This window comes from Enterobacter sp. RIT637, assembly GCF_019718755.1.
Lineage (GTDB): Bacteria > Pseudomonadota > Gammaproteobacteria > Enterobacterales > Enterobacteriaceae > Enterobacter.
In genome coordinates this window covers 1-600 of sequence record NZ_JAIHAZ010000109.1, presented here as the reverse complement: position 1 = coordinate 600, position 600 = coordinate 1, and the positions used below count along the sequence as shown (strand labels likewise).

Sequence of the window (600 nt, the reverse complement as noted above, 5' to 3'; positions counted from 1 at the left end):
ATCCAGATCGACAACGTGACACTCCGTATCCTGTGCTGCGCCGGGCTCATTAAAGCCGATATGACCATTCATGCCGATGCCGAGCACGAGAATATCAATGCTGCCGTGGCCCGCAATGAACCGATCCACGCGGCGGCACTCCTGAGCAGGGTCGGTCGTTAGGCCGTCAAAGAAGCAGATTTGTTCATCCCGTAACGTCAGACGGCTGAAGAAATGCCCCCAGACCATCTCGCGACAGCTGCCCTTATCGGCTTTGCCCAGCCCCAGCCACACGTCCAGGCCAACAAACGCCGCGCGGGAAAAATCGACGTTGCCCTCTTCGCTGGCACGAACCAGAACATCAAACACGCCCAGCGGCGTATCGCCCCCGGCAATGCAGATCAGGGCATCCGGTTTGCGGGTGACGGTGTCGATCACGCGCTGGGCCACAGTGGCGCTGAGCGCCCGGTAATCTTCAACAATTTCAACGTTCATCGCAGTTCCTTAGCGTTTCGTGTATTGCGGCAAATAGGCGTGGTTCACTTCCAGATACTCATCGAGGATCTGCTCGGCAATGGCAGCGGAGGGCACGATGGGGTTGATGCTCAGCGCCAGCAGGGC

Annotated in this window: 1 protein-coding gene; it reads right to left on the bottom strand. The window is 58.7% G+C overall.

The features are described 5' to 3' along the window. A partial coding sequence (locus K5E19_RS23450) for a 6-phosphogluconolactonase (RefSeq protein ID WP_221553332.1) occupies nucleotides 1-474 on the bottom strand: 474 nt, incomplete at its 3' end. Nucleotides 475-600: the final 126 nt, after the last annotated feature.